General features: G+C 73.6%; 21 protein-coding genes. 9 read left to right on the top strand and 12 right to left on the bottom strand.

The genetic code is table 11. From position 1 onward, the window contains the following. The first annotated feature begins 157 nt into the window (after positions 1–157). Complete coding sequence (locus IE118_RS22005; protein ID WP_189559713.1) at positions 158–589, top strand: NfeD family protein; 432 nt, start codon at positions 158–160, stop codon at positions 587–589. Between the two features lie 4 nt (positions 590–593). Beyond that, positions 594–1,658 (top strand): SPFH domain-containing protein, encoded by a 1,065-nt coding sequence (locus tag IE118_RS22000; protein ID WP_189559712.1) that lies wholly within the window; start codon positions 594–596, stop codon positions 1,656–1,658. 18 nt (positions 1,659–1,676) lie between these two features. Here IE118_RS22000 and IE118_RS21995 read toward each other — a convergent pair whose 3' ends face one another. The 10 genes from IE118_RS21995 to IE118_RS21950 form a co-directional block, all read right to left on the bottom strand. Then, positions 1,677–2,189: an O-acetyl-ADP-ribose deacetylase gene (locus IE118_RS21995; protein ID WP_189559711.1), complete on the bottom strand. Its 513-nt coding sequence runs from the start codon at positions 2,187–2,189 to the stop codon at positions 1,677–1,679. Next, on the bottom strand, positions 2,186–3,595 hold the full coding sequence (locus tag IE118_RS21990) for a phytoene desaturase family protein (protein ID WP_189559901.1): 1,410 nt from the start codon (positions 3,593–3,595) through the stop codon (positions 2,186–2,188). Before IE118_RS21990 ends, IE118_RS21995 begins: the two co-directional genes overlap by 4 nt. 90 nt (positions 3,596–3,685) lie before the next feature. Then, positions 3,686–4,534: an inositol monophosphatase family protein gene (locus tag IE118_RS21985; protein ID WP_189559710.1), complete on the bottom strand. Its 849-nt coding sequence runs from the start codon at positions 4,532–4,534 to the stop codon at positions 3,686–3,688. 100 nt (positions 4,535–4,634) lie between these two features. Further along, a complete protein-coding gene (locus IE118_RS21980; protein ID WP_189559709.1) occupies positions 4,635–6,464 on the bottom strand; it encodes a gamma-glutamyltransferase family protein in 1,830 nt (609 codons plus the stop codon). A gap of 197 nt (positions 6,465–6,661) precedes the next feature. After that, positions 6,662–7,336, bottom strand: coding sequence for an N-acetylmannosamine-6-phosphate 2-epimerase (locus IE118_RS21975; RefSeq protein WP_189559708.1), 675 nt, complete (start codon positions 7,334–7,336; stop codon positions 6,662–6,664). Next, complete coding sequence (locus IE118_RS21970) at positions 7,333–8,298, bottom strand: ROK family protein (protein ID WP_189559707.1); 966 nt, start codon at positions 8,296–8,298, stop codon at positions 7,333–7,335. The genes IE118_RS21975 and IE118_RS21970 overlap by 4 nt, the downstream gene beginning before the upstream one ends. Next, positions 8,295–9,254, bottom strand: coding sequence for a dihydrodipicolinate synthase family protein (locus IE118_RS21965; RefSeq protein ID WP_189559706.1), 960 nt, complete (start codon positions 9,252–9,254; stop codon positions 8,295–8,297). The genes IE118_RS21970 and IE118_RS21965 overlap by 4 nt, the downstream gene beginning before the upstream one ends. Positions 9,255–9,343: 89 nt before the next feature. Further along, positions 9,344–10,828, bottom strand: coding sequence for an exo-alpha-sialidase (locus tag IE118_RS21960; protein WP_189559705.1), 1,485 nt, complete (start codon positions 10,826–10,828; stop codon positions 9,344–9,346). 26 nt (positions 10,829–10,854) lie between these two features. Then, positions 10,855–11,877, bottom strand: a complete 1,023-nt coding sequence (locus IE118_RS21955) for an acetylxylan esterase (protein ID WP_189559704.1) — start codon at positions 11,875–11,877, stop codon at positions 10,855–10,857. Between the two features lie 225 nt (positions 11,878–12,102). Continuing rightward, positions 12,103–12,855: a FadR/GntR family transcriptional regulator gene (locus IE118_RS21950; RefSeq protein ID WP_189559703.1), complete on the bottom strand. Its 753-nt coding sequence runs from the start codon at positions 12,853–12,855 to the stop codon at positions 12,103–12,105. A 206-nt stretch (positions 12,856–13,061) separates the two neighbouring features. On the opposite strand from IE118_RS21950, the gene IE118_RS21945 reads away from it, so the two are divergent. From IE118_RS21945 to IE118_RS21930, 4 genes are all read left to right on the top strand, one after another. Then, positions 13,062–14,609 carry an ABC transporter substrate-binding protein gene (locus IE118_RS21945; RefSeq protein WP_189559702.1) on the top strand — a complete coding sequence of 516 codons (1,548 nt, stop codon included), beginning with the start codon at positions 13,062–13,064 and terminating at the stop codon, positions 14,607–14,609. A gap of 76 nt (positions 14,610–14,685) precedes the next feature. Beyond that, positions 14,686–15,636, top strand: a complete 951-nt coding sequence (locus IE118_RS21940) for an ABC transporter permease (protein ID WP_189559701.1) — start codon at positions 14,686–14,688, stop codon at positions 15,634–15,636. After that, positions 15,636–17,609: a dipeptide/oligopeptide/nickel ABC transporter permease/ATP-binding protein gene (locus IE118_RS21935; RefSeq protein WP_189559700.1), complete on the top strand. Its 1,974-nt coding sequence runs from the start codon at positions 15,636–15,638 to the stop codon at positions 17,607–17,609. Before IE118_RS21940 ends, IE118_RS21935 begins: the two co-directional genes overlap by 1 nt. Next, positions 17,606–18,619, top strand: a complete 1,014-nt coding sequence (locus IE118_RS21930; RefSeq protein WP_189559699.1) for an oligopeptide/dipeptide ABC transporter ATP-binding protein — start codon at positions 17,606–17,608, stop codon at positions 18,617–18,619. Before IE118_RS21935 ends, IE118_RS21930 begins: the two co-directional genes overlap by 4 nt. 90 nt (positions 18,620–18,709) lie before the next feature. Here the strand turns inward: IE118_RS21930 and IE118_RS21925 are convergent, their stop codons facing one another. Further along, complete coding sequence (locus tag IE118_RS21925) at positions 18,710–19,399, bottom strand: DUF6585 family protein (RefSeq protein WP_189559698.1); 690 nt, start codon at positions 19,397–19,399, stop codon at positions 18,710–18,712. Between the two features lie 238 nt (positions 19,400–19,637). Here IE118_RS21925 and lplAB point away from each other — a divergent pair, with 238 nt between their 5' ends. The 3 genes from lplAB (at position 19,638) to IE118_RS21910 (ending at position 22,813) form a co-directional block, all read left to right on the top strand. Continuing rightward, positions 19,638–20,702, top strand: a complete 1,065-nt coding sequence (gene lplAB, locus IE118_RS21920) for a lipoate-protein ligase LplAB (protein ID WP_189559697.1) — start codon at positions 19,638–19,640, stop codon at positions 20,700–20,702. A 182-nt stretch (positions 20,703–20,884) separates the two neighbouring features. After that, positions 20,885–21,550: a hypothetical protein gene (locus IE118_RS21915; protein ID WP_189559696.1), complete on the top strand. Its 666-nt coding sequence runs from the start codon at positions 20,885–20,887 to the stop codon at positions 21,548–21,550. Positions 21,551–21,907: 357 nt separating this feature from the next. Next, a complete protein-coding gene (locus IE118_RS21910) occupies positions 21,908–22,813 on the top strand; it encodes a CAP domain-containing protein (RefSeq protein WP_189559695.1) in 906 nt (301 codons plus the stop codon). Between the two features lie 9 nt (positions 22,814–22,822). Here IE118_RS21910 and IE118_RS21905 read toward each other — a convergent pair whose 3' ends face one another. After that, a complete protein-coding gene (locus tag IE118_RS21905; RefSeq protein ID WP_189559694.1) occupies positions 22,823–24,343 on the bottom strand; it encodes an NCS1 family nucleobase:cation symporter-1 in 1,521 nt (506 codons plus the stop codon). Positions 24,344–24,356 lie beyond the last annotated feature (13 nt).

The raw sequence follows: 24,356 nt of genomic DNA, 5'->3' as shown, positions 1-24,356 counted from the left end.
ACCGAAGCAATGATCCCGTCCGGATTTGTGCGGTCCTGATGGTTGCCCGGCCGGGGCGGGCATCCTGACGCACACCCCTCGGAACCCGGCCCGCCCGCACCTAAAGTGGGAGCAAAGGTCTGGCCCTCGACCCCGCACCGGTGAGAAGAGGCGCGTCATGGATCCCTGGCTGATCTGGCTGATCGTCGCGGCCGTGCTGGCCGTGGCGGAGATCTTCACTCTGACCGCCGCGCTCGGGATGCTGAGCGCGGCCGCGCTGGCCACCGCGGGAGTCGCCGCGGCCGGGCTGCCGCTCTGGCTCCAGCTCCTGGTGTACGCCCTGGTGGCCACCGGCACGCTGCTGTTCGTCCGTCCGCTCGCGCTGCGCCACATGGAACGGCCCCAGACCATGCGCTTCGGCACGGACGCCCTGATCGGCAAGCCCGCCTACGTCCTGTCGGAGGTGACGGGGACGGGCGGGAGGGTCCGCATCGACGGCGAGGAGTGGACGGCGCGCAGCTACGACGAAACCCTGGTCATCCGCACGGGAAGGACCGTCGACGTCATAGAGATCAGCGGCGCCACCGCGCTCGTCTACCCCAGGGACTGAAGCCATGGACATCTCCGCCCCTCTCATCGCCGGCCTGATCATCGCGCTGTTCGCGATCTTCACCGTCGTGCGAGCGGTCCGCATCGTGCCGCAGGCCCGCGCCCGCAACGTCGAACGGCTGGGCCGCTACCACCGCACGCTCACCCCCGGACTCAGCCTCGTCATCCCCTACATCGACCGGGTGCACCCGCTGATCGACCTGCGGGAGCAGGTGGTGTCGTTCAAACCGCAGCCGGTCATCACCGAGGACAACCTGGTCGTCGAGATCGACACCGTGCTGTACTTCCAGGTCACCGACCCGCGGGCGGCCTTCTACGAGATCGCCAGCTTCCTCCAGGCCGTCGAGCAGCTCACCGTCACCACCCTGCGCAACGTGGTGGGGTCCATGGACCTGGAGAAGACCCTCACCTCACGGGACACCATCAACAGCCAGCTGCGCGGGGTGCTGGACGAGGCCACCGGCAAGTGGGGGCTGCGGGTCAACCGGGTCGAGATCAAGGCGATCGACCCTCCGCAGTCCATCAAGGAGGCGATGCAGAAGCAGATGCGCGCCGAGCGGGACAAGCGGGCCGCGATCCTGGGGGCCGAGGGGCAGCGCCAGTCGAAGATCCTCACCGCCGAGGGCGACAAGCAGGCGGCCGTCCTGCGCGCGGAGGGAAACCGGACGGCGGCGATCCTGGAGGCCGAGGGCCAGTCCCGTGCGATCGACGAGGTGTTCCAGGCCGTGCACCGCAACGACCCCGATCCCAAGCTGCTGGCCTACCAGTACCTGCAGGCGCTCCCGCAGCTCGCGCAGGGTTCGGGCAACAACTTCTGGGTGATCCCGAGCGAGATCACCTCGGCCCTGCAGGGGGTGTCCAGGGCCTTCACCGAGGTGCTGCCGCCGTCACCGGCCACCCGCGAGAAGCCGTCGGCCGACGACAGCACCACCCGGGCCTCCGAGGACACGGCCCAGGCGGCCGAGGCGGCGGCCCAGGCCCTCGCGGACGCCGCCGAGGCCGACAGCGGCACCCCGGGCGCGAGCCTGCGGCGCCACCGGCTCGAGGAGGGCGGCGGCGGCCGTACGTGACGGGGGCGGACCGTGTTCTCAGCCCGCCTGCGCGGCGAACGCCTCGTAGGCCCGGTCGTCGAAGAGGACGAACCTCACCTCCTCGACGGCCGTCGGCGTGTTCCGCACCGTCTCCACCGCGATCCGGGCCGCGTCGTCCATCGGCCAGCGGTAGACGCCGGTGGAGATCGCGGGGAAGGCGACGGTGCGGGCGCCCAGTTCGCCGGCCACGCGCAGCGACTCCCGGTAGCAGGAAGCGAGCGGTGCGGGGTCGCTGCCGGGCCCCTGGTGGACCGGGCCGACGGTGTGGATCACCCAGCGGGCGTCGAGGCGGCCCGCGGTGGTGGCCACCGCCTGCCCGACGGGCAGGCCCCGTCCGTACCGGGCGGCGCGGAGCGCGCGGCATGCGGCGAGGATCTCGGGGCCTCCCCGGCGGTGGATGGCTCCGTCCACGCCTCCCCCGCCGAGCAGCGAGGAGTTGGCCGCGTTGACGATCGCGTCGGCGCTCTGGCGGGTGATGTCGCCCCGGACGAAGGTGATCGTGGCGGTCATGTCTGGCGCAGCCTCTTCCAGACGGCCCTGGCCGCGTTGTGGCCCGACATGCCGTGCACGCCGGGGCCGGGCGGGGTGGCCGACGAGCAGATGAAGACGGCCGGGTGCGGGGTGGCGTAGGGGAACAGGGACAGCTTGGGGCGCAGCAGCAGCCGGAGGCCGGAGGCCGCGCCGGTGGCGATGTCGCCGCCGACGTAGTTGGCGTTGCGGGCCGCGAGTTCGGGCGGTCCCGCGGTGGCCCGGGCCAGCACGCGGTCGCGGAAGCCGGGGGCGTAGCGCTCCAGTTGGCGTTCGACGGCGTCGGTGAGGTCACCGGTCCAGCCGTTCGGCACGTGGCCGTAGGCCCAGAAGACGTGTTTCCCGGCGGGTGCGCGGGTGGGGTCGGCGACACCGGGCTGCACCGTGATGAGGAAGGGAGCGTCGGGGGCCCGGCCCTCGCGGGAGGCGGCGCGCAGGGCGGCGGCGATCTCGCCGCTGTCGGCACCGATCTGCACGGTGCCGGCCGTGCGGGCCTCGGGCGCGGTCCACGGGACGGGCCCGTCCAGGGCGTAATCGATCTTGAAGACGCCGGGGCCGTAGCGGTAGTCCGCGTAGTGGTCGCCGAAGCCGGCGATGCGGGCGAGGGCGGTGGGCGAGGTGTCGAAGACGTAGGCGCGGGCGGGCGGCAGGTCGTCGAGCCGCTTGACCTCGTAGTCGGTGTGCACGCTGCCGCCGAGGTCCTTCAGATACGCGGCCAGGGCGTCGGAGAGCGCCTGGGAGCCGCCGCGGGCGACGGGCCAGCCGCGAGCGTGCGCGGCGAGGGCGAAGACCAGGCCGACGGCGCCCGTGGCGAAGCCGCTCAGGGGGGCCATGACGTGGGCGACGAGACCGGCGAACAGGGTGCGGGCCCGCTCGTCGCGGAAACGGCGGGTGAGCCAGGTCGACGGGGGCAGCCCGACGAGGCCGAAGCGGGCGAGGGTGACCGGGTCGCGGGGCAGCGCGGTCAGCGGCAGGGACATGAAGTCGCGGGCCAGGGTGTCCCAGCGGGGCAGGAAGGGTTCGACCAGGCGGCGGTACGCGCCGGCGTCACGTGGCCCGAAGGAGGCGGCCGTCTCGGCGACCGACCTGGAGAGCACGGCCGCCGTGCCGTCCGGGAACGGGTGGGCCATGGGCAGCGGCGCGTGCAGCCACTCCAGGCCGTAGCGCTCCAGCGGGAGGGCGCGGAACGCGGGCGAGTTGACGGCGAGGGGGTGGGCGGCGGAGCACGGGTCGTGGCGGAAGCCGGGGAGGGTGAGTTCCTCGGTGCGGGCGCCGCCGCCCACGGTGCCCTTCGCCTCGAACAGGGCCACCGAGAAGCCGCGCCGGGCCAGCTCCACGGCGGCGGTCAGCCCGTTCGGCCCCGCCCCCACCACGACCGCATCGAGCATCGACGGCACGTTCGGACTCCTTTGTCGGCGGGCGGCCACTGGGGGTTCAGGATATGCCGGGGCTCCGGCGTCCCCCCGGGGGCCGTCGGGTCAGGCCGCGTCCGCCAGCAGGTCCACCACCCGGCGCGCGGTGGCGGCGTCCCGGGCCGCCGTGAAGGGCAGGGTGTTGCCGCCCCGGATGTCGAAGGGCCGGCCCGCGCGGGTGAGGTGGGTGCCACCGGCCTCTTCCACCAGGAGCAGCCCGGCCGCGTGGTCCCACGCCGCCTCCCAGCCGAAGGCGGTGGCGTCGGACTCGCCGCGGGCGACGGCCAGGTACTCGAGACCGGCCGAGCCGCAGGGGCGGGGTGCGACCCCGTCCGTCCACAGGCCGAGCAGGGAGCGCTTCTGCGCGTCCGTGGTGAAGTCCGGGTGGGAGGTGGCCACCCGCAGGTCCCGGCCGGCTTCCGGGGAGCCGGCGCGCAGCCGCTCCCCGTCGAGGTGGGCGCCGTGTCCGCGGACGGCCGTGGCGAGTTGGTCGTGAACGGGGGCGTAGGTCCAGGAGGCGTGGACGACTCCGCGCCGGGCGAGGGCGACCAGGGTGCAGAACCCCGGCTCGCCGTGCACGAACTGGCGGGTCCCGTCGACGGGGTCGACGATCCAGACCGGCGCGTCGCCCCGTATCGCCTCGTAGGAGGCCGGGTTGGCGTGCACCGCCTCCTCACCCACCACCGCGGAGCCGGGCAGCAGGGCGGCGAGCACCTCGGTGAGGTACAGCTCGGCGTTGCGGTCGGCGTCCGTCACCAGGTCGTGCGGGCCCGCCTTGCGGTCCACCTCGTGGTCGGCGAGGCGGCGCCAGCGCGGCATGATCTCCTGCGCGGCGGCCTTGCGCACGGCGTCCTCCACGTCGGAGGCGTGCCGGGTGAGAAACTCCTCGATGGTTTCGTCGTTGTTCTCGATCATTCCTCCATGAGAGCACGCGCCGCTGACATTCCCGTCCCTCCCGGTGCACCCCGGGTGGATCCGGCATGAAAATGGGGTGCCGGCCGGCCGGTGTGTGGGCTCAGCGGCCCACGGCGTAGCCCTGCTGGCCGCGCGGGTTCGCGGCGGCGGAGAGGACACCGCCTGCGGGGTCCCGTGCGACGGCGCAGAGCCGGCCCTCCGACCAGGCGTCGCCGACGGTGACCTCGTGGCCGCGGCGGCGCAGCGCGTCCACCACGGTGGGGTCCGTGCGGGACTCCACGGTGACGCTGCCGGGGCGCATGCCCCGCGGGTAGAAGGAGCCGGGGAAACTGTCGTTGTGCCAGTTCGGGGCGTCGACGGCGCCCTGGAGGTCGAGTCCGCCGCGGACCCGGGCGCGCAGCACGACGGCGAGGAAGAAGTGCAGCTGCCACTGGTCCTGCTGGTCCCCGCCGGGCGTGCCGAACGCCATGACGGGCACGCCGTCGCGCAGCGCGAGGGACGGGGTGAGGGTGGTCCGGGGCCTGCGGCCGGGGGTGAGGGTGTTGGGCAGTCCCTCCTCCAGCCAGGTCATCTGCAGCCGGGTACCGAGCGGGAAGCCCAGTTCCGGCACGACCGGGTTGGACTGGAGCCAGCCGCCGCTGGGGGTGGCGGCGATCATGTTGCCCCAGCGGTCGACGACGTCCAGGTGGCAGGTGTCGCCGCGGGTGCCGCCGTCCGCGGTGACCTCCGGTTCGCCGGGCACGGGGGAGGTGGGGCTCTTCGCGACGGTGGGTTCGCCGACGCCCGTCAAACCGACGCCCGGGTCCTCGGTGGCCACCCCGCGCGCGTGGGCGCTGAGCCGCGGGACGCGTCCGCCGGGGCGGCCGGGGCGCAGGTCGTGGGAGGCGCGGGGACCGACCAGGGTCCGCCGTTCGGCGTTGTACCCGGCCGACAGCAGGTCGTCCAGGGGCACCCCGGCGGCGTCCCCGTACCAGGCCTCACGGTCGGCCATGGCGAGCTTGCAGCCCTCGATCAGCAGGTGCAGGTAGTCGGCGGACCCGTAGGGGGGCAGCTCCGGCGGCAGCAGGGCGAGCTGCTGGAGCAGGACCGGGCCCTGGCTCCAGGGGCCGGCCTTGCACACGGTCCAGCCGCCGTAGTCGTACGTCACCGGAGCCTCGTAGGTCGCGGACCAGCCGGCGAGGTCGGCGGCGGTGAGGGTGCCGCGGTGGCGCTCGCCGCTGGTGTCCAGGGTGGGACGCGCGGCTTGGCGGACCAGGGCCTCGGCGACGAACCCGGTGCGCCACACCTCCCGCGCCGCCTCTATCCGCTCCTCCCTTCCCCCCGCCCCCGCGACCTCGGCGAGCAGCCGCTTCCAGGTGGCGGCCAGGGCGGGGTTGCGCAGCAGCTCACCCGGGCGCGGGGAGCGTCCGCCGGGCAGGTACACCTCGGCGGAGGACGTCCACTCCGTCTCGAACAGCTCGCGCACCGTCTCGACGGTCTCGCCGACGCGCTCCACGGGCGGGTGCCCGTCCTCGGCGTAGGCGATGGCGTACTTCAGCACGTCGGCCAGGGACTTGGTGCCGTGGTCGCGCAGCAGGAGCATCCAGGCGTCGAAGGCGCCGGGGACGGCAGCGGCGAGCGGTCCGGTGCCCGGGACCAGGCCCAGGCCGAGCCCTTTGTAGTGGGCGACGGTCGCCCCGGCCGGTGCGACGCCCTGCCCGCACAGCACCCGCACCTCCCCGCCGGCCGGCGCCAGCAGGATCGGCACCTCGCCGGCCGGTCCGTTGAGGTGCGGTTCGACGACGTGCAGGACGAAGGCCCCGGCCACGGCCGCGTCGAAGGCGTTGCCGCCGTCCTCCAGGACGGCCATCGCCGACTGCGAGGCCAGCCAGTGCGTGGAGGACACCATGCCGAAGGTGCCCTGGAGGGTGGGACGGGTGGTGAACTGCATCTCTCACCTCGGTGCGCGCGCCGGTGACCTCGGGCCTCGAACAGGCAGCAGGCTATCGACCGGGTGCGCGCGGCAGGGGCGCGGGCGTGTCAGGGATGGGTGAAGGGGGCGCGGCCCGGGCCGGGTCCGGCGGGAGGCCGGTGGGCGTCCCGCCCGCCGTGAGGTGCCTCGCCGCCCGGCCCCCGGCCCGGGATCCGTCAGGGCGTGAGAGCGGACGCGAACGCGCGGGTCAGGGCCGTCGGGGCCGTGATGGCGGTGCCCACGACGACGCTGAGGGCGCCCGCCCGCAGGGCGCGGGCGGCCTGCTCCGGGGTGGCGATGCGGCCTTCGGCGATCACGGGGACGTCGATCGCGGCGGCCAGGCCGGCGACGAGGTCGAGGTCGGGCGCGCTCTGAACCGGCGAGCCCGGCACGTAGCCGGAGAGGGTCGTGCCGACGAAGTCGGCGCCCCGCGCGGCGGCTTCCCGGCCCTCGTCGAAGGTCGACACGTCGGCCATGACGAGGGCGCCGGCAGCGTGGACGGCCCCGACCAGGTCGGCGAAGGTGCTGCCGTCGGGGCGGGGGCGGGCGGTGGCGTCGGCCGCGACGACCGCCGCGCCCGCGTCCACCAGGGCGAGGGCGTGACGCACGGTCGGGGTGATGAGGACACCGCTGTCGCCGTCCTTCCACAGACCGATCACCGGGAGGTCGGCGGCGGCGACGGCGGCCGCGACGACCTCCGGGTCGTTGACCCGTACGGCGGCCGCTCCGCCGGCCTGTGCGGCGAGGGTCATGCGGACCAGGGTGTCGGTGTGTCGCATCGGGTCGCCGGGCGGGGCCTGGCAGGACACGATCAGCCGGCCGTCGAGGGCGTCGGCCAGGGGCGGGGTCATCGCGGGGCTCCGGTGGTGTGGGGGTGGTGCAGGGTCAGGGTGCGGGTCAGCGCGGCCGCGCCGAGGACGGCGGCGTCGGCTCCGCCGCGCGGCGGGACGGGCCGCAGCTTCCGCAAGGGGGGCATGACTTCCGCGGTGAACGCGGCGTTCAGTGCGTCCAGGTAGCGGGCGCCGATGCGGGGCACTCCGCCGCCGACGACCACCCGGTCGGCCCCCAGGGCGTTGGCGAGGCCGCCCAGGGCGCGGCCGACGGCCCGGGCGCCGAGCACGATGGCCGCGGTGGCGTGCGGCTCACCCTCGGCCGCGCGGGCGGCGACCTGTTCGAGACGGTCGGCGGGGAGCCCGCTCATCCGCGTGTAGTGGGCGGTGATGCCGGGGCCGGCGGCGATCGCCTCCAGGTGCCCGGTGGCGCCGCAGGTGCAGGGCAGGCCCTCGGCCTCGGGGCTCGGGAGGTGTCCGAGGTGTCCGGCGATCCCGGCCGCCCCGTGCAGCATGCGCCCGTCCACGGCGATCGCGCCGCCCACGCCGGTGCCGACGGCGGCGTAGATCATCGTGGTCCCGGGGCCGTTCCCGCCGGCGTACGGTCCGGACAGTTCCGTGGCCGCCGCCGCGCGGACGTCGTTGTCGCAGGCAACGGGGAGGCCGGTGCGGGCGGCGAGGCCGGCGGCCAGGGCCGTGCCCGCCCAGCCGCGGATGGTGTCGGTGGCGCTGGTGACCGTGCCGCCGGCCGGGTCGATGACGCCGGCGGCGGCGACGCCGATCGCCGTGGCCGCCGGTGCCCACACCGCGCGGGCCTCCCGGGCCAGCGCGTCGAGCACCGCCTCCGCCCCGGCCGTCGCCGGGGTGGGCAGGGAATGCCGGGCAAGGACGGTGCCGTCGTCCGCGACGAGGGCGGCGGCGATCTTCGTGCCGCCCAGGTCGAGGCCGATCACCGGTGCGCCGCCCGGTTCGCGTGCCGTCATCGGACCGGGAGCAGGCCGGCGCCGCGCAGCCGCTCCTCGACGAGGGCGACGGAGGCGTCACCGAGCTGGACCTGCGGGGCGGCGGTGGTGCCCTCGGCGAACACGCCGAGCAGACGCAGCGCGTGCTTGAACGCGCCGATGGCGGAGGAGTTGCGGCCCATCGCGTCCTCCGGTCCGGCGTCGACCATGCCGAACAGCTCGACCAGGCGCTCCTGTTCCCTGACGGCGCCGTCGAGGTCGCCGCCGCGCACGGCGTCGTAGAGGCGTACGTAGCCGGCCGGGTCCACGTTGCCGAGGCCGGGCACCACGCCGTCGGCGCCGGCCAGCAGGGCGGCGTCCACAGTGAGTTCGGAACCGGTGAGGATGCTGAAGGCGGGGGCGGGTCCGTCGGCGCGGCCGTGGCGTCCGCCGAGCCGGACGAGGAGCCGGCGCAGGCCGCCCTCGTCGCCGCTGCTGTCCTTGAGGCCGGCCAGGGTGCCGTCCTCGGCGAGTTCGCCGAGCAGGGCGACGGAGAGCTTGCTGTGCACCGAGACGGGGAGGTCGTAGGCGTACAGGGGCAGGTCGACGCGGGAGCGCAGGGTGCGGAAGTGGCCGGCGATCTCGACGGGGTGGGTGCGGGCGTAGAAGGGCGCGGTGGCGACCAGGGCGTCGGCGCCCGCGTCCCGGGCGGCCCGCGCGTGGACGAGGACGCGGGGCGTGGTCATGTCGATGACGCCGGCGAGGACGGGGACGCGGCCCGCGGCCGCCTCGACGACGGTCCGCAGGGTCACCTCCCGCTGCCGGTCGGTGAGGAAGGCGACCTCGCTGCTGGAGCCCAGGGCGAACAGCCCGTGCACTCCCCCGCTCACGAGGTGTTCCACGTGCCGGGTGAGCGAGACGGTGTCGACGTCGCCCGACGCGTCCAGGGGGGTGCAGACGGGCGGCACGACGCCGCGGAGGGGCTGGGACGGGGACATGGTGACTCCTGGGCTGTGCGGACGGTGGTGCGGGGCGGAGGCGGGCCGCCCGCGGCCGGTGGCGTGCGGGCGGCCCGGCGGCGGGGGTGCTAAGGGGCGGTCACGGTGAGGCTGTGGTCACCGTAGGACCGCTGGGAGCCGCGCACGAGGTAGGTGGCGGTCGTCGGCACGGCGCCCGCGGTGGCGTTCGCCGGGACGGTGACGGGAATCCTCATGTTGGCTCCCTGGCCGGGCTTGAGCGCGGGCACGGTGACGGCCGGGGCGCTCCAGCCGGAGGGCAGGGCGAGGGAGACCGATCCGGAGGGCAGGTCCTTGTCGTTCTGGCTGACGACGCGGACGGTGACCTCGGTGGTCCTCCCCGCGGGCAGGGAGGCGGGCGGGGTAATGGTGACGGGCGCGCAGACGCCGCCGAGCCACTGCAGGTCGAAGGAGGAGTAGGTGATGTGCTGGTAGTTGGCGCGCTCCCACAGCATGCCGACCCGGTCGTCGCCCATGGTGCCGCTGCCGAGGGGGGTGATGGTCGAGTAGGCGGCCGAACCGGCCTCCGCGGTCTTGCGGACGGGCCAGTTCTGCCCGTTGTCGCAGGAGAGCCGTACGGTGAGGTTGCTGCGGCTGTTCGTGGTCGCCGTGTTGCTGAACATGAGCCACTGGGCGCGCGGGTGCGTCGCCGCCACGTCGGGGGCGAAGCGCATGATCGCGCCGTTGTTGGCGGGGTCGGGCAGTTCCCTGTCCTGCTGGAACGGTGTGTAGGTGACACCGCCGTCGGTCGAGTGGGCGACCGTGCGGTAGGGGGCGGAGCGGTTGTTGAGCATGACGCGGCCGTCGGAGAGTTCGACGGTCTTGTTCTCGTCGCCGCCGGGGCCGACCGGGGTGCCCGTCCTCCAGGTGGTGCCGTGGTCGTCGCTGTAGGCGCTGACCGCGTAGTTGGCGCCGTTGCTGCGGATGGCGTACTGCTGGATCAGGCGGCCCTTGTGGGCGCCGTGGCGCAGCTGGATGCCCTCGCCGGAGGCGGCGAACATGCCGGCCCAGGCCGGGTTCTTGATCTCGGCGGTGATCCGCTCGTGCTTCCAGGTCAGGCCGTCGTCGTCGGAGTAGCTGTAGTCGGCCTGGAGGACGTTCGGGTCGCTCTCGTCGTTGCCGGTCGCGGAGCCGAAGAAGCCCTGGTTCACGGAGGCCGCGTAGAAGACGAAGACGCGGCCGGTCTCCCGGTCGACGAGGAGGCTGGGGTCGCCGAAGCCCTTGGGGGCGGCCTCCTTGCGGATCACCTGCTGGGCCTGCCAGGTGGCGCCGCCGTCGGTGCTTCGGCGCAGGACCACACCGAGGTTGCCGGGCAGGTCCGCGAGGGTGGGGCGGGCGTCGTACGCGGCGAGCAGGGTGCCCTTGGTGGTGCGGGTGAGGGCGGGGATGCGGTAGTGGGGCGAGCCGGTGCCCGCGGTGGCGATGTTCTGCGAGGTGAGGGTGCCGGGGGCGGGGGCGGCCTGCCGGGCGGCGGTGTGCGCGGCGGGTGTGCCGGCGGCCAGCAGGGCCAGGGCGGCGCCGGCGGTGATGGTGGCCAGGGTGACTCTGCGCTGCATGAACGGGCCTCTTCTCGGGTGTGGGGTCAGGCGAGCCGGAGATCGTGCAGGCTGGGGGGAACGGGGTCGTCGAGCTCACGGGACGAGCCGAACAGCGCGCGGACCCACGTGAGTTGTTCGCGCCGGTGGTGGCCGCCGCCGCCCTCGTGGCCGTTGAACTCGTAGACCCGCAGGTCCTTGGTGCCGCCGTAGCGGTGGTAGGCGGCGAAGCAGGTGGAGGGCGGGCAGATGTCGTCCATCATGGCGATGGAGAACAGCGAGGGGGCCGTGGCGCGGGCGGCCAGCAGGGCCGCGTCGACGTAGGACAGGGTGGTGAGGACGGTCTCGGTGCGGTCGCGGTACAGGCTCAGGTAGTCCGCGATCTCGGTGTAGGGGGGCGCGCCGGCGACCTGGGCGCCGCGGCGGATGTCGCACAGGAACGGGGTGTCCGGCATGACGCCCGCCAGGCCCGGGACGAGCCCGGCGACCGCGAGGGCGATGCCGCCGCCCTGGCTGTGTCCGGTGACGACGACCCGGTCGGGGTCGACCGCGGGGTGGGCGCGGGCGGCGTCGACGAAGCGCACCGCGTCGGTGTAGACGCGCCGGTAGTAGTGGTGGTCCGGGCTGTCCACGCCGCGGGTCAGGAAGCCGGGGACGTCGCCGTTCAGGGAGACGGTGTCGGGGGTGTCGCCGCCGGCGGTGGACCAGCCCTGGCCGCGGGTGTCCATGATGAGGTGCGCGTGGCCGGCGTTCGCCCAGAGGACCTGCTCGTGCGGCAGGCCGCGGCCTCGTCCGTAGCCGAGGAACTCCACGACGCAGCCGAGCGGCCGGTCGGCTCCGGCGGGCAGGTGCAGCCAGCCCCGTACGGGCTCGCCCGCGAAGCCGGGCACGGACACGTCGTAGGTCGTGATCCGGGTCAGGCCGGAGTCCACGGGGGTGAACCGCGGGGATCCGCCGGCCGCTCGGGCCGTGCGCAGGGTCCGGTCCCAGAACGCGTCGAGGTCGGCGGGTTCGTCGAGCTCGGGCCGGAGTGCCAGGCACTGGGCGAGGGTGAGGTCCGTCAGTGGCATGGAGGAGGGGCCCCGTCGGGTGAGGCGTGCGCACGGCGCAGCGCAGCGGAGGGAGCTGAGAGCAGACGTCTGATGTCTGTTGTCCTGGGACAGTAGAGATCCGCTCGTCGGCCGTCAAGTGCCCTCACCGCCGGCCCGCCGCACGTCACCGGCGCCCGGGCACCGCGCGCGAAGCGGCGGAGGCGGCCCCGGTACGGGGCCGCCTCCGCCGCGCGAAGTCACCGGTCAGCGCCGGGCCCGGGCCTCCGCGATCCGGTGCCGCACGGGCGCGTAGTGCTCGGTGAGGGCCGCCGCGAACTCGGCGGCGTCCCGGCCCCGCAGGGCGTCCACGATGCGCTGGTGGTTGGCGATGGTGGCCGCCTCGTGCTCGTGCGTGAAGACGTCGAGGTGCGGCGCGACAATGACGTAGACGTCCCAGAACGCCGCGGAGAGCTGCGCGATGAGGTCGTTGCCGAGCGGGGCGACCAGCAGCGCATGGAAGGCGCGGTCGGCTTCCACGAAGCCGTGCCCCTCACCGGCGCCCGCCCTGCGCATCTGGTCGACGAGGGCCGCCAGCCGGTCGATCTCCTCGTCGCCGAGGGCCCGCACGAGCTGCTCGGCCATGCCGCGCTCGAACAGCTCGCGGACCTCGACGAGGTCGCTCATCACCCGGAAGTCGTCGTCGGGGCTGAGCAGGCCGCGGAAGGCGAGGCTCTCCACCAGGGCGGACAGGCTCAGCCGGCCCACATAGGTGCCGTGCCCGTGCCGCACCTCGACGATGTCGAGCGCGGTCAGGATGCGGATGGCCTCCCGCACACTGGACCGACTGGCACCGAGCGCCTCGCACAGGGCGGGTTCGGTCGGCAGCGGATCACCGGGGCGCAACTGATTGCGCAGGATGTACGACTTGATGCCGTCCACGACCTCCTGCCGCAACGGCTGTCGTGCCGCCCTCGGCTCCGGCGCGTCATGCCGAATCGCCTTTTGTCCCACCGCCACCTCTTGACCCCTCTCCCTGGCCCGACTACGTTCCCACGCTATCAAGCATCAGACATCAGACGTCTGACGCATCCTCGGCGGGGTACGTTCGCGCCAGCCCCGTCGCACAGAACCAGCCATTCCGCATCCTCGCCCGTCATGTTCTTCCCCGCCAGGAGGGTCCCTTGTCCCCGCGCAGCGCAGCCGGCGTCGACCGCCGTACCTTCATGAGATACACCAGCGCCATCGGCGTGGCGACCGCGGTCACCGCCGGCCTGTCCGCCTGCGGAGGCCCGGGCAGCACCGGCGACGGCGCCTCCGGCGGCGGAACCGGCACCATCGAGGCCGGGCTCTCCTATCCCCTCTCCACGGGCTTCGACCCCATGATCACCTCCGGCGCGACCCCCTTCGCCGCCAACATGCACATCTTCGAGGGCCTGGTGGACCTCGACCCGGCCACGCTCGTCGCCCGGCCGGCGCTGGCCACCGGGATGCCCCAGAAGATCAACGCGACCACCTACCGGGCCACCCTCCGCAAGGGTGCCACCTTCCACGACGGCTCGGCGGTCACCGCGGACGACGTGGTGTTCAGCTTCGAGCGGGTCCTGGACCCCGGGAACGCCTCGCTGATGGCCCAGTTCGTGCCCTTCATCGACCAGGTGGAGGCGGTCGACGAGAGCACGGTCGAGTTCCGCCTGAAACACCCCTTCGCGCTCTTCCCCTCGCGCATATCCGTGGTGCGCGTCGTGCCGAAGAGGATCGCCGGCGCCGACCCCAAGGCGTTCGACGCCGAACCGGTCGGCTCGGGTCCGTACCGCTTCGTGTCGGCGGTCCGCGAGGACAAGATCGTCATGGAGGCGTACGACAAGTACAACGGCCCCCACCCCGCCAAGGCCAAGAAGCTGGTCTGGCGCCTGATCTCCGACCCCTCCGCCCGGGTCAGCGCGCTCAAGTCCGGCAGGGTGCAGGCCATCGAGGACGTCCCCTACATCGACGTGCAGGGCATCACCGGCAAGGACAGGGTGAAGTCCGTCCAGTCCTTCGGGCTGCTCTTCCTGATGTTCAACACCGCCGACAAGCGCTTCGCGGACAAGCGCGTGCGCCAGGCCCTGCACTACGCCCTCGACACCGAGAAGATCATCTCCACCGCCCTGCTGGGCAACGCCGAGGCGGCCGACGGATACGTGCCGGCCACGCATCCGGACCACCGGAAGGCCGCCACCGTCTACCGGCACGACCCGGACCGGGCCAGGAAGCTGCTCGCCGAGGCGGGCGCGGGCAAGCTCTCCTTCACGCTGCTGCTCACCGACAACGGCTGGGTCAAGGACATCGCGCCGCTGATCAAGGAGAGCTGGGCGGCCGTCGGTGTCGAGGCGAAGCTCGACATCCAGCAGTCCGCCGCGCAGTACGCCAAGATCGACAAGGGGGACTTCGAGGCCCTGGCCGCACCGGGCGACCCGTCCGTCTTCGGCAACGACGCCGACCTGCTGCTGCGCTGGTTCTACTACGGCTTCTGGCCGGAGAAGCGCTACGGCTGGGCGGGCAGCGCCGCCTACAAGCAGGTCAAGTCGCTGCTGGACAAGGCCGCGGCGGAGGCCGACGGGGCCAGGCGGGGGGAGCTGTGGGGGCAGGTGACCGACTTGGTCGCCGACGAGGCCGCCCTGTACCCGGTGCTGCACCGCAAGCTGCCCACCGCCTGGCGGGAGGGGGCGCTGACGGGGTTCGAGCCGCTGCCCACCACGGGACTGTCGTTCATCGACGTCGGCCGCGCCTGACCCCGCACGCCCAGGCCGACGGGCCGCCGCGCCCCACCGGGCGGCGGCCCCCGCCCCAATCCCTAGGAACCTCACGATGGTTGCTTTTCTCCGGCTCGCGCTGCGCCGCGTCGCGATGATGCCGGTGATGATCCTCGGCATCGCCCTGCTGGTCTTCGTCGTCCTGCAGTTCTCGCCGGCCGACCCCGCCTACAACGCGCTCGGCGACAGCGCCAGTCCCGAGGCGCGTGCCGCGTTCGCCGAGGAGCACGGCCTGAACGACCCGTTGCCCGTCCGGTACGTCGCCTTCCTCGGTGATCTGGTGCAGGGGGACCTCGGCGTCACCGTGGCGCCCAGCCAGCCCGTCGCCGACCGGATCGCCACCGCGTTCCCGCTCACCCTCCAGCTGACGCTGCTCGGCCTCTCGCTGGCCATCGTGCTGGCCCTGGTCTTCGGCGTCATCAGCGCCGTCCACCGCGACCGCTGGCCCGACCAGGTCTTCCGGGTGCTGTCGATGGTCGGCATCGCCCTGCCCTCGTTCTGGCTCGGTGTGCTGCTCATCCAGCAGTTCGCGCTGAACATGGAGGTCCTGCCGACCGGTGGCTACGTCAACCCGGCCGACTCCTTCTCCGGCTGGCTGCGCAGCCTCGCCCTGCCCGCCGTCGCCCTCGCCCTGCCGGTCGCCTCCTCGCTGGCCCGGCTGATCCGCACCTCGATGGTGGCCGAACTCGACCGCGACTACGTGCGCACCGCCCGCGGCAGTGGCCTGCCGCCGTTCCTGATCATCCGGTCGGTGCTCCGCAACTCCCTGATCACCCCGCTGACCGTGCTCGGCGTCAAGGTCGGCTACATGCTCAGCGGCGCCGTCGTCATCGAGGCCATCTTCGACCTGCCCGGCATGGGCAAGCTGATCCTCGAGGGCGTCAACGGGGGCGACGTCGGGCTGGTCCAGGGCACGGTGCTCACCATCGCCGTCGCCTTCCTCGTGGTCAACGTGATCGTCGACCTGCTCTACCTGCTCGTCAACCCGCGCATCAGGACGGTGTGATGTTCGCCCCACGCTCCCTCGCCGGGCGGCTCCGGCCCGGCACCCGCCTGCGTCGCCTGCCCCTGCCCTCCCGGATCGCCTTCGGGGTCCTCCTCGTGGTCGTCCTGGGCGCGCTCTTCGCGCCGCTGCTCACCCAGGACCCGCTCGCCACCGGCGTCCCGGCCCAGCCGCCCGGCGCCGACCACTGGTTCGGCACCGACCGGGCCGGGCGCGACGTGTTCGCCCGGGTCGTGCACGGCGCCCGCTACTCCCTCGTCATCGGGTTCGGCGCGACCCTCCTCGCGCTGGCCATCGGCTCGTCCCTGGGCGCCCTGGCCGCGACCTCGCGCAAGTTCGCCGACGAGTCGGTGATGCGCACGCTGGACGTCGTCATGTCGTTCCCGCCGATCGCGCTGGCGGCCGTGCTGGTCGCCGTGTTCGGGCCCAGCGTTCCGGTCATCATCTTCACCATCGCCTTCGTCTATTCCCCCTCGCTCGCCCGGGTCGTACGGGCCAACGTGCTGGAGCAGTACGGCGAGGACTACGTCGCCGCCGAGCAGGTGATCGGCGCCCGGCGGCACTACATCGTCGCCCGGCACGTCGCCGTCAACTGTGCCGCGCCGGTGCTGGTGTTCGCGACCGTCATGGTGGCCGATTCGATCATCTTCGAGGCGAGCCTGTCCTTCATCGGCGCCGGTGTGCAGGACCCCGACCCCAGCTGGGGCAGCGTGCTGGCCTACGGCCGGCAGATCCTGCTCTCGGGCGGCTGGTGGGCGACCCTCTTCCCGGGCCTGTGCCTGCTGATCACGGTGCTCGCGCTGAACGTGCTGTCGGAGGGCATGACGGACGCCGCCGCCTCCCCCGACAAGGCCCGTGCCGATGGCGGCGACACCGTCGAGAGGACCGCCGCCGCCGAGCCGGCCGCCGACCGGGCCGCGGCCGACGCCGCGCTCGCCGGGCTCGCCGCCCGGATCGAGGCGACCGAGCCGGCCGTTCCGCCGCTGGCCGAGGACGCCGCCGACCTGCTGGTCGTCCGTGACCTGTCGATCCGCTTCCCCGACCGCTACGGCGACATCCGCGTGGTGGACGGCATCTCCTTCGCCGTCCGCGAGGGCGAGACCCTGGGTCTGGTCGGCGAGTCCGGCTGCGGCAAGTCCGTCACCAGCCTGGCGATCATGGGGCTGCTGGCACGCAACGCCGAGGTCGAGGGCGAGATCCTCTACCGCGGCCGCGACCTGCTGACGATGTCGCCCAAGGAGCGCCGGTCCCTGATGGGTCCGGAGATCGCGATGGTCTACCAGGACGCCATGTCGTCGCTGAACCCGTCGGTGCTGATCGGCACCCAGCTCAAGCGGCTCACCTCGCGCGGCGGCACCCGCACCCCCGCCGAGCTGCTGGACCTGGTCGGCCTCTCCCCCGAGCGCACCCTGCGCAGCTACCCGCACGAGCTCTCCGGCGGCCAGCGCCAGCGCGTGCTCATCGCCATGGCGCTCTCCCGCAGCCCGCGCCTGCTCATCGCCGACGAGCCGACCACCGCGCTCGACGTGACCGTGCAGGCCCAGGTCGTGGAACTGCTGGTGCGGCTGCGCGACGAGCTCGGGTTCGCCATGGTCCTGGTCTCCCACGACCTGGCCCTGGTCGGCGACCTCGCCCACCGGGTCGCCGTGATGTACGCGGGTCAGGTCGCCGAGGCCGGCGACACCCGCTCCCTGCTGACGGACCCGGCCCACCATTACAGCCGGGGGCTGCTCGGCTCCGTCGTCTCGCTGGAGGCGGGGGCGGAGCGGCTGCACCAGATCCGCGGTGTGGTGCCCGCGCCCAAGTCGTTCGGGGCCGGCTGCCGGTTCGCCTCCCGCTGTACCGCCGCCACCGCGCTGTGCGCCACCACCCCGCCGCCCGCCGCCGACCGCGAGGGTGCGCGGGACCACCTGTTCGCCTGCCACCACCCGGCGCCCGCGCGCCCGTCGGCCAAGTCGCTGGAGGGTGCCCGATGACCACCCCGGAGGACACCACGATGGAACCGCTCGTCCGGCTCGACCGCGTCCACGTCCGGCACCGTGCGCGCAGCGGGGGCCTGCTGCGCCGGGACGCCGTGCACGCCCTGACCGACGCCTCCCTGGAGGTCCGGCGCGGCGAGATCCTCGGCCTGGTCGGCGAGTCGGGCTGCGGCAAGTCCACCCTGGCCCGGGTGGTCACCGGACTCCAGCGCCCCACCGAGGGGCAGGTGCACTTCAAGGGCCAGGACCTCTGGCGGATGCCCGCCGGGGAGCGCCGCAGCCGGTTCGGTGCCGGCGTCGGCGTCGTCTTCCAGGACCCCTCGACGGCCCTGAACCCGCGGCTGTCCGTGCGCCGGATCCTGCGCGACCCGCTGGACGTGCACCAGCGCGGCGGGCGCGCCGAGCGCGAGCGGCGGGTGGAGGAGCTGCTGGACCTGGTCGGCCTGCCCGGGCACACCCTGGAGGCGCTGCCCGGCCAGCTGTCCGGCGGCCAGCGCCAGCGCGTGGCGATCGCCCGCGCCCTCGCCCTGGAGCCGGAGCTGATCGTGGCCGACGAGCCCACCAGCGCCCTGGACGTGTCGGTGCGCGCCCAGATCCTCAACCTGCTGGTGGACCTGCGCTCGCGGCTCGGTCTGAGCATGGTCTTCATCTCCCACGACGTGCAGACCGTGCGCTATCTCGCCGACCGCATCGCGGTGCTCTACCTGGGCCGTGTCGTGGAGGAGGGCCGGGCCGCCCAGGTCTCCGGCGCCTCCCGCCACCCGTACACCGAGGCGCTGCTGTCGGCCACGCCCAGCCTGCTGGAGCGCCCCGAACGGATCGTGCTGCACGGCCCGGTGCCCTCGGCGACCCGTCCGCCCTCCGGCTGCCCCTTCCGCACCCGCTGCTGGAAGGCGGACGACGCGTGCGCCACCGCGTTCCCGGAGGCGTCCGGGGGTCCGGACGGGCACCGCTGGCACTGCGTCCACCCCCAGCCGGCCCCGGCGCAGACCCCCGCCCCCGTCTGACCGCCCCGTCCGACGGCCTCCGTCCGACCCCTCCGGCGCCTGCCGGCGTCGCCGGCGGGGCAGGGGGAACCCCCGCCCCGCCGGTCTCCGTCAGGCCGCGCCCACATGCCGGCACACCGCGAGGAACAGCACCAGGTTGGCCACGTGTGTGGCCGGGACCGAGGGCAGCGCCTGCCGGCGCCCGCCTGCGTCCGGGAAGAGGACCTGGCCGTCGGACGCCCTGATGTCACCGAGGCCGTCCCAGGCCGCCGAGCGTTCCTGCACCGTCACGCCGCTCCGGCTCAGGGTGACGGCACCGAACGGCACGGTCCCGCCGCGCTCCAGGTCCGCGAGGACCTCGGCGCCCCGCTCTTCGGCGATGCGTTGCTGGATGTACGGTCCCCAGTCGCCCTCGAAGGTGAAGGGCGCGCCCTTCACCAGGGAGGTGATGCCGAGCCCCGCGTGCTGCCGCGGGAAGAGCATGTCGCCGCCGCGTCCCAGTCCCACGGCGGCACCGCTCCGGTCGAAGACCGTGTACCTGGCCTCCTGGACCACGCCGTTGACCGAGGTGACGCTCTGCAGCACGCTCGCCGTCCGCCAGTCGTACGCGGCGGCGAAGTCCCCGGGCCCCGTGATGACGAGGCCGCCCACGAAGAAGTACAGCCTCGACCCCTCCCACTTGCGGAGGAACAGGCCCTTCTTCGGGAGGAAGGTCCGTTCCACCCACGCGCCCAGTCCGCGCGCCCGGGCCAGTGCCGCCACCTGCCCGGTGGGCGCGGGTCCCGTACCGGTCTCCGTCATGCCGATCCCCCGTGAGTGATGTCCGCGGCCGGCGCACACCGGCTCCGGTCGGCACTCTTCCAGCCCGAAACGCTCCCGCAAACACGGCACTTGCCCGAGGGGGGCTTCCGGTCGCACCCGCCGGGGCCCGGGCCCGCGGGCGTACGGCGAGCCTTCCCACCGTGCGCCCGCGGGCCCGGGGGAACATGTCCGCGGTCGCCGGTGTTGGAGTCGTCGGCAGGGAACGAAAGGCGGAGCCGTGCACGGTGAGTACAAGGTTCCCGGCGGCAAGCTGGTCGTCGTGGACGTGGACGTGGAGGACGGCGTGCTGCGCCGCGCGCGCGTGGCGGGTGACTTCTTCCTCGAACCCGACGAGGCACTGGACGCCGTGAACCGGGCCCTGGACGGCGCCCCCGCCGACACCGACGCCGCCGGTCTGGCCGCCCGGATCGACGCGGCCCTCCCCGAGGGCACCGTGATGTACGGGCTCACCTCGGAGGGTGTCGGCATCGCGGTGCGCCGCGCGCTGGCCCACGCCACCGACTGGACCGACTACGACTGGCAGCTGATCCACGAGGCCCCGCAGTCCCCCGCGCTCCACATGGCCCTGGACGAGGTGCTGACCGCCGAGGTCGCCGCCGGCCGGCGTCCGCCGACGCTGCGGGTGTGGGAGTGGGGCGCCCCCGCGGTGATCATCGGCAGTTTCCAGTCGCTGGGCAACGAGGTGGACGCCGAGGGCGCCGGACGCCACGGCATCGAGGTGGTGCGCCGTATCTCCGGCGGCGGCGCGATGTTCGTCGAGCCCGGCAACACCATCACGTACTCGCTGTCGGTGCCGGAGGCGCTGGTGCAGGGGCTGTCGTTCCAGGACAGCTACGCCTACCTCGACGACTGGGTGCTCGGCGCGCTCGGCGAGATGGGGATCCGCGCCTGGTACCAGCCGCTGAACGACATCGCCACCGAGCAGGGAAAGATCGCCGGCGCCGCGCAGAAGCGGCTCGTCGGTCAGGACGGCGGTCCCGGAGCGGTGCTGCACCACGTGACGATGGCGTACGACATCGACGCGGACAAGATGCTCGAAGTGCTGCGCATCGGGCGGGAGAAGCTGTCCGACAAGGGCACCGGGAGCGCGAAGAAGCGGGTGGACCCGCTGCGCCGGCAGACCGGTCTGCCGCGCGAGGCCGTCATCGACCGGATGATCGACTCCTTCCGCGCCCGGTACGGGCTCGCCGCCGGCAAGGTGACGGACGAGGAGCTGGCCCGCGCGCGTGAGTTGGCGCGGACGAAGTTCACCTCGCCGGAGTGGATCGCCCGCGTCCCCTGACGCACCCCCAGATCGTCTCTTCCGCAGCGCAGTCGGAGCGGCCGGCCGCCGCGGACGGTACGCGCCCGTCACCACGCGCCTACGGAGCGAGTTGGCCCTTCCGCGCCACACCGATGCGTGTGACACTGGCGTCCCGTCCGCAGTGCGGACCCCTTCCGCACCAACCCCACGAGAAGTGCGCCGTGCGTTCCTTTCCTCTGCCGATCGCCCTGACCGCGCGCCTGTCCCCGGTGGTCGTCCTCGCCGCGGCGGGATGGGCGCTGTCCTCCGGCCCGCTGGCCGCGCCGCAGGCCGCCGAGAACAAGCCGACCGAGAAGACGCGGACCCAGTCCGCGGCCGCGCCGTCGGAGACCCAGGTGGCGAAGACCTACGCCGCCGCGCCCGCGCCCTGCGGCAGCGTCACCGAGAAGAGCGTCAAGTCCCTCGTGCCGGGCGCCAAGACGGCCGGCAAGGAGATACCGTCCACGGACTCCGCGCTGCGCCGCACCTGTTCCTGGAACGCCCTGAAGGGCTACGAGTACCGCTGGCTCGACGTGTCCTACGAGGTGCTGGAGTCGGACGAGGCGGCGGAACGCTCGTACCAGGGGCGGCTGGAGGAGAGGAGCGGCGGGGGCGCGGTCCCCGGGCTCGGGGACGCCGCCTACTCCGTCGTGAACCTCACCACCGAGGACAAGCAGCAGACGCGTGAGGGCGTGGTACTCGTCCGGGCCTCCAACGCCCTGGTGATCGTGACCTACAACGGCAGCGACTTCGAGTCGAAGAAGGCGCCGGCCACGGACGAGATCAACAAGGGCGCGATCAAGGCCGCCAAGGAGGCGGTCGCCGCCCTGGGGAACGCGCCGAAGTGATCCGGAGTTGATGGTTCCGTGACATCTGTCACACCGCGATCCCGATCTGTGCGGGTCGCTTAGTAGGAACCGCTCCGGCGACTTGGGGGACTTGTCCGTCTTGCCGTGAAAACGCCCTCGGCCGGGACGGGTCGCGGTCCGGCGGAGAGCAGGGTGCCGGGACTGCCGCGCCGCCCGGGGCCATCTGACGGGACGGCAGGTGCCGCGAGGGGCACGCCACCGGGGGTCGGCACGCTCCCGCGGGCACCGCAAGGCCCCCGCGGCGCTACGAGCCGCCCTAGTAGGAGCGCCCTTTGCGCCCCGCGCCGGGCCGTCCCAAGAATGACCAGCCTCCGGACAGCAGGGGTGAGGTCACTCATGGGAAAGCACCGCCATCACAAGCAGTACCGCCGCACGGTCGTCACGGCGGTCGCCGTCGGCGTCATAGGCATACCCTCGGTCGCCATGGCCTGTACCGACTGGCCCGGCAGCGCCGGCGGCGGGGAACGGCAGAGCCGTGACGGCGCCGCCCGGGCCGCGGACCACGACAGGTGGGGCGGCCCCGACTGGTACCGCCAGTGGAGCGGCCAGCAGCACGGCACGCCGTCGCCGGTGCCGTCGGACACGCCGGCCGCGAGCCCGGGCGCCCCGAAGCCCGGCACCCCGAAGCCGAGTGCCACCGAGCCGGACGGCTCCGAGCCGTCCCGGGCGTCCCGCGAGCCGTCGCACCGGCCGGAGAGGACGGCGGCCCCCGCGGCGCCCGCCACCCGGCCGGTCACCACGGCCCCGAAGCCCACGACCCCCGCTCCGAAGCCCACCACGGCCGCCCCGAAGCCGACGACAGCCACCCCGAAGCCGACGACAGCCGCCCCGGAGCCGAGCGCCACCGCTTCGGCGCCGGCCGCCTCCGGCCCCGTCGCCCGGGTCGTGGAGCTCGTCAACGCCGAGCGTGCCAAGGTCGGTTGCTCCGCGGTGAAGGTGAACTCCACCCTGACCCGGGCCGCGCAGGACCACAGCGAGGACATGGCGGCGAGCGGCACCATGTCGCACACCGGCTCGGACGGCTCCGACCCCGGCGCCCGCATCACCCGCGCCGGCTACACCTGGAGCACCTACGGCGAGAACGTCGCCTACGGCTACTCCACGCCCGAGCAGGTGATGAACGGCTGGATGACCAGCCCCGGCCACAAGGCGAACATCCTCAACTGCTCCTTCAAGGAGATCGGTGTCGGTCTCGCGCAGCCCGGCAACTACTGGACGCAGGACTTCGGCACGGCGCGATAGCCCGCGGCCTCACGGGCGCCGGTGCCCCGCCATCAGCGCCACGTACACCGCGAGCGACGCCGCGAGCCCCACCGCCCAGCCGTAGTCCGCGAGGGGCTTCAGGAAGGGGATCAGTCCGTCCTCCGGGAAGGGACCCTTGCCGGGGGCGGAGTGCGACCCGCCGACCGCGAGGACGCCGCCGGCCAGGAAGGCGGCGACCGCGCGCAGGTTCCACCCGGAGGTGTACCAGTACCGCCCGCCGGGCGTGTACAGGTCGGGCAGGTCAAGGGCGGTGCGGCGGACGATCCAGTAGTCGGCGATGAGGATGCCGGCGACGGTGCCGAGCAGCCCGCCGACCAGGCCGAGCCAGGTGAAGATGTACAGCTCGGGCGTCTCGGTGAGCTTCCACGGCATGATCACCACGCCGACGACCCCGGTGATCAGGGCGCCGGTGCGGAAACTGATGACGCGCGGCGCCAGGTTCGCCAGGTCGTACGCCGGTGAGACCACGTTGGCCGCGATGTTCACCGAGATGGTGGCGACGAGCACCGTCACCAGCGCGAAGAGCAGTCCGAAGACGTTGTCCGTCCGGGCGGCGAGGGCGACGGGGTCCCACACCGGGGCCCCGTACACCGCCTGGGAGCCGGAGGTGACGAAGACGGACAGCAGCGCGAACAGGGTCATGGTGGTGGGCAGTCCGAGTGTCTGCCCCCACGCCTGGGCGCGCTGGCCGGCGCCGAAGCGGGTGAAGTCGGGGATGTTCAGGCTCAGGGTCGACCAGAAGGCGATCATGCCCATCAGGGAGGGGAAGAACACCGGCCAGAAGTCCGCGCCCCAGCCGAGCCGCGACGGCTGGTCGAGCAGCGGGCCGACACCGCCGGCCTTGTGCGCGATCCAGGCCAGCAGCACGAACGCGCCGACGATGACGAAGGGCGCCGCCCAGTTCTCGAACCGCCGAAGGGTCTCCATCCCCCGGTGGATGATGGCCAGTTCGAGCGCCCAGAACAGCACGAAGCACACCCACAGCGTCCACGGCTGGCCGCCGACCTCGGAGGCCTCCGCCCAGCCGCCGAAGATCTTGCCGAGCAGCACGAAGATGCCCTGGCCGCCGATCCAGGTCTGGATGCCGAACCAGGCGCACGCCACCGCGGCCCGGATCATCGCCGGCAGGTTGGCGCCGCGCAGCCCGAACGAGGCGCGGGCCAGCACCGGGAACGGGATGCCGTACTTGGGGCCGGCGTGTCCGGTGAGCAGCATCGGCGCGAGCACGATGACGTTGGCGAGCGCGATGGTGAACACCGCCTGCTTCCAGTCCATGCCCAGCGCGACCAGGCCGGAGGCGAGCAGCCAGGAGGGGATGTTGTGCGCCATCCCCACCCACAGCGCGGTGAAGTTGTACGTCGTCCAGCGGCGGCGGGCCAGCGGCACGGGCAGCAGGTCGTCGTTGACGAAGCGGCTGTCGGTCAGGCGGGTGCCCGGCGGGAGCTCGACGCGTCCCGCCGGGTCGGGTATCGGTCTGTCGGACGGCGTGGGCGGGACGGTCGCGGTCATGGGCGTGCCCTTC

Origin of the sequence: Streptomyces pilosus (assembly GCF_014649835.1) — a bacterium.
In the GTDB taxonomy this organism is placed as follows: domain Bacteria; phylum Actinomycetota; class Actinomycetes; order Streptomycetales; family Streptomycetaceae; genus Streptomyces; species Streptomyces pilosus.
The sequence above is the reverse complement of the archived record's forward strand: the minus strand, read 5'-3'. Positions and strand labels throughout refer to the sequence as shown.

Excerpts from the sequence above, each read along its gene's own strand:
- IE118_RS21905 (WP_189559694.1), bottom strand. The coding sequence starts at position 24,343 with ATGACCGCGACCGTCCCGCCCACGCCGTCCGACAGACCGATACCCGAC.
- IE118_RS21975 (WP_189559708.1), bottom strand. The coding sequence starts at position 7,336 with ATGACCCCGCCCCTGGCCGACGCCCTCGACGGCCGGCTGATCGTGTCC.
- IE118_RS22000 (WP_189559712.1), top strand. The coding sequence starts at position 594 with ATGGACATCTCCGCCCCTCTCATCGCCGGCCTGATCATCGCGCTGTTC.
- IE118_RS21990 (WP_189559901.1), bottom strand. The coding sequence starts at position 3,595 with ATGCTCGATGCGGTCGTGGTGGGGGCGGGGCCGAACGGGCTGACCGCC.
- IE118_RS21940 (WP_189559701.1), top strand. The coding sequence starts at position 14,686 with ATGGTTGCTTTTCTCCGGCTCGCGCTGCGCCGCGTCGCGATGATGCCG.
- IE118_RS21930 (WP_189559699.1), top strand. The coding sequence starts at position 17,606 with ATGACCACCCCGGAGGACACCACGATGGAACCGCTCGTCCGGCTCGAC.
- IE118_RS21965 (WP_189559706.1), bottom strand. The coding sequence starts at position 9,254 with ATGTCCCCGTCCCAGCCCCTCCGCGGCGTCGTGCCGCCCGTCTGCACC.
- IE118_RS21925 (WP_189559698.1), bottom strand. The coding sequence starts at position 19,399 with ATGACGGAGACCGGTACGGGACCCGCGCCCACCGGGCAGGTGGCGGCA.
- IE118_RS21910 (WP_189559695.1), top strand. The coding sequence starts at position 21,908 with ATGGGAAAGCACCGCCATCACAAGCAGTACCGCCGCACGGTCGTCACG.
- IE118_RS21985 (WP_189559710.1), bottom strand. The coding sequence starts at position 4,534 with ATGATCGAGAACAACGACGAAACCATCGAGGAGTTTCTCACCCGGCAC.
- IE118_RS21995 (WP_189559711.1), bottom strand. The coding sequence starts at position 2,189 with ATGACCGCCACGATCACCTTCGTCCGGGGCGACATCACCCGCCAGAGC.
- IE118_RS22005 (WP_189559713.1), top strand. The coding sequence starts at position 158 with ATGGATCCCTGGCTGATCTGGCTGATCGTCGCGGCCGTGCTGGCCGTG.
- IE118_RS21980 (WP_189559709.1), bottom strand. The coding sequence starts at position 6,464 with ATGCAGTTCACCACCCGTCCCACCCTCCAGGGCACCTTCGGCATGGTG.
- IE118_RS21970 (WP_189559707.1), bottom strand. The coding sequence starts at position 8,298 with ATGACGGCACGCGAACCGGGCGGCGCACCGGTGATCGGCCTCGACCTG.
- IE118_RS21945 (WP_189559702.1), top strand. The coding sequence starts at position 13,062 with ATGAGATACACCAGCGCCATCGGCGTGGCGACCGCGGTCACCGCCGGC.
- IE118_RS21955 (WP_189559704.1), bottom strand. The coding sequence starts at position 11,877 with ATGCCACTGACGGACCTCACCCTCGCCCAGTGCCTGGCACTCCGGCCC.
- IE118_RS21960 (WP_189559705.1), bottom strand. The coding sequence starts at position 10,828 with ATGCAGCGCAGAGTCACCCTGGCCACCATCACCGCCGGCGCCGCCCTG.
- IE118_RS21935 (WP_189559700.1), top strand. The coding sequence starts at position 15,636 with ATGTTCGCCCCACGCTCCCTCGCCGGGCGGCTCCGGCCCGGCACCCGC.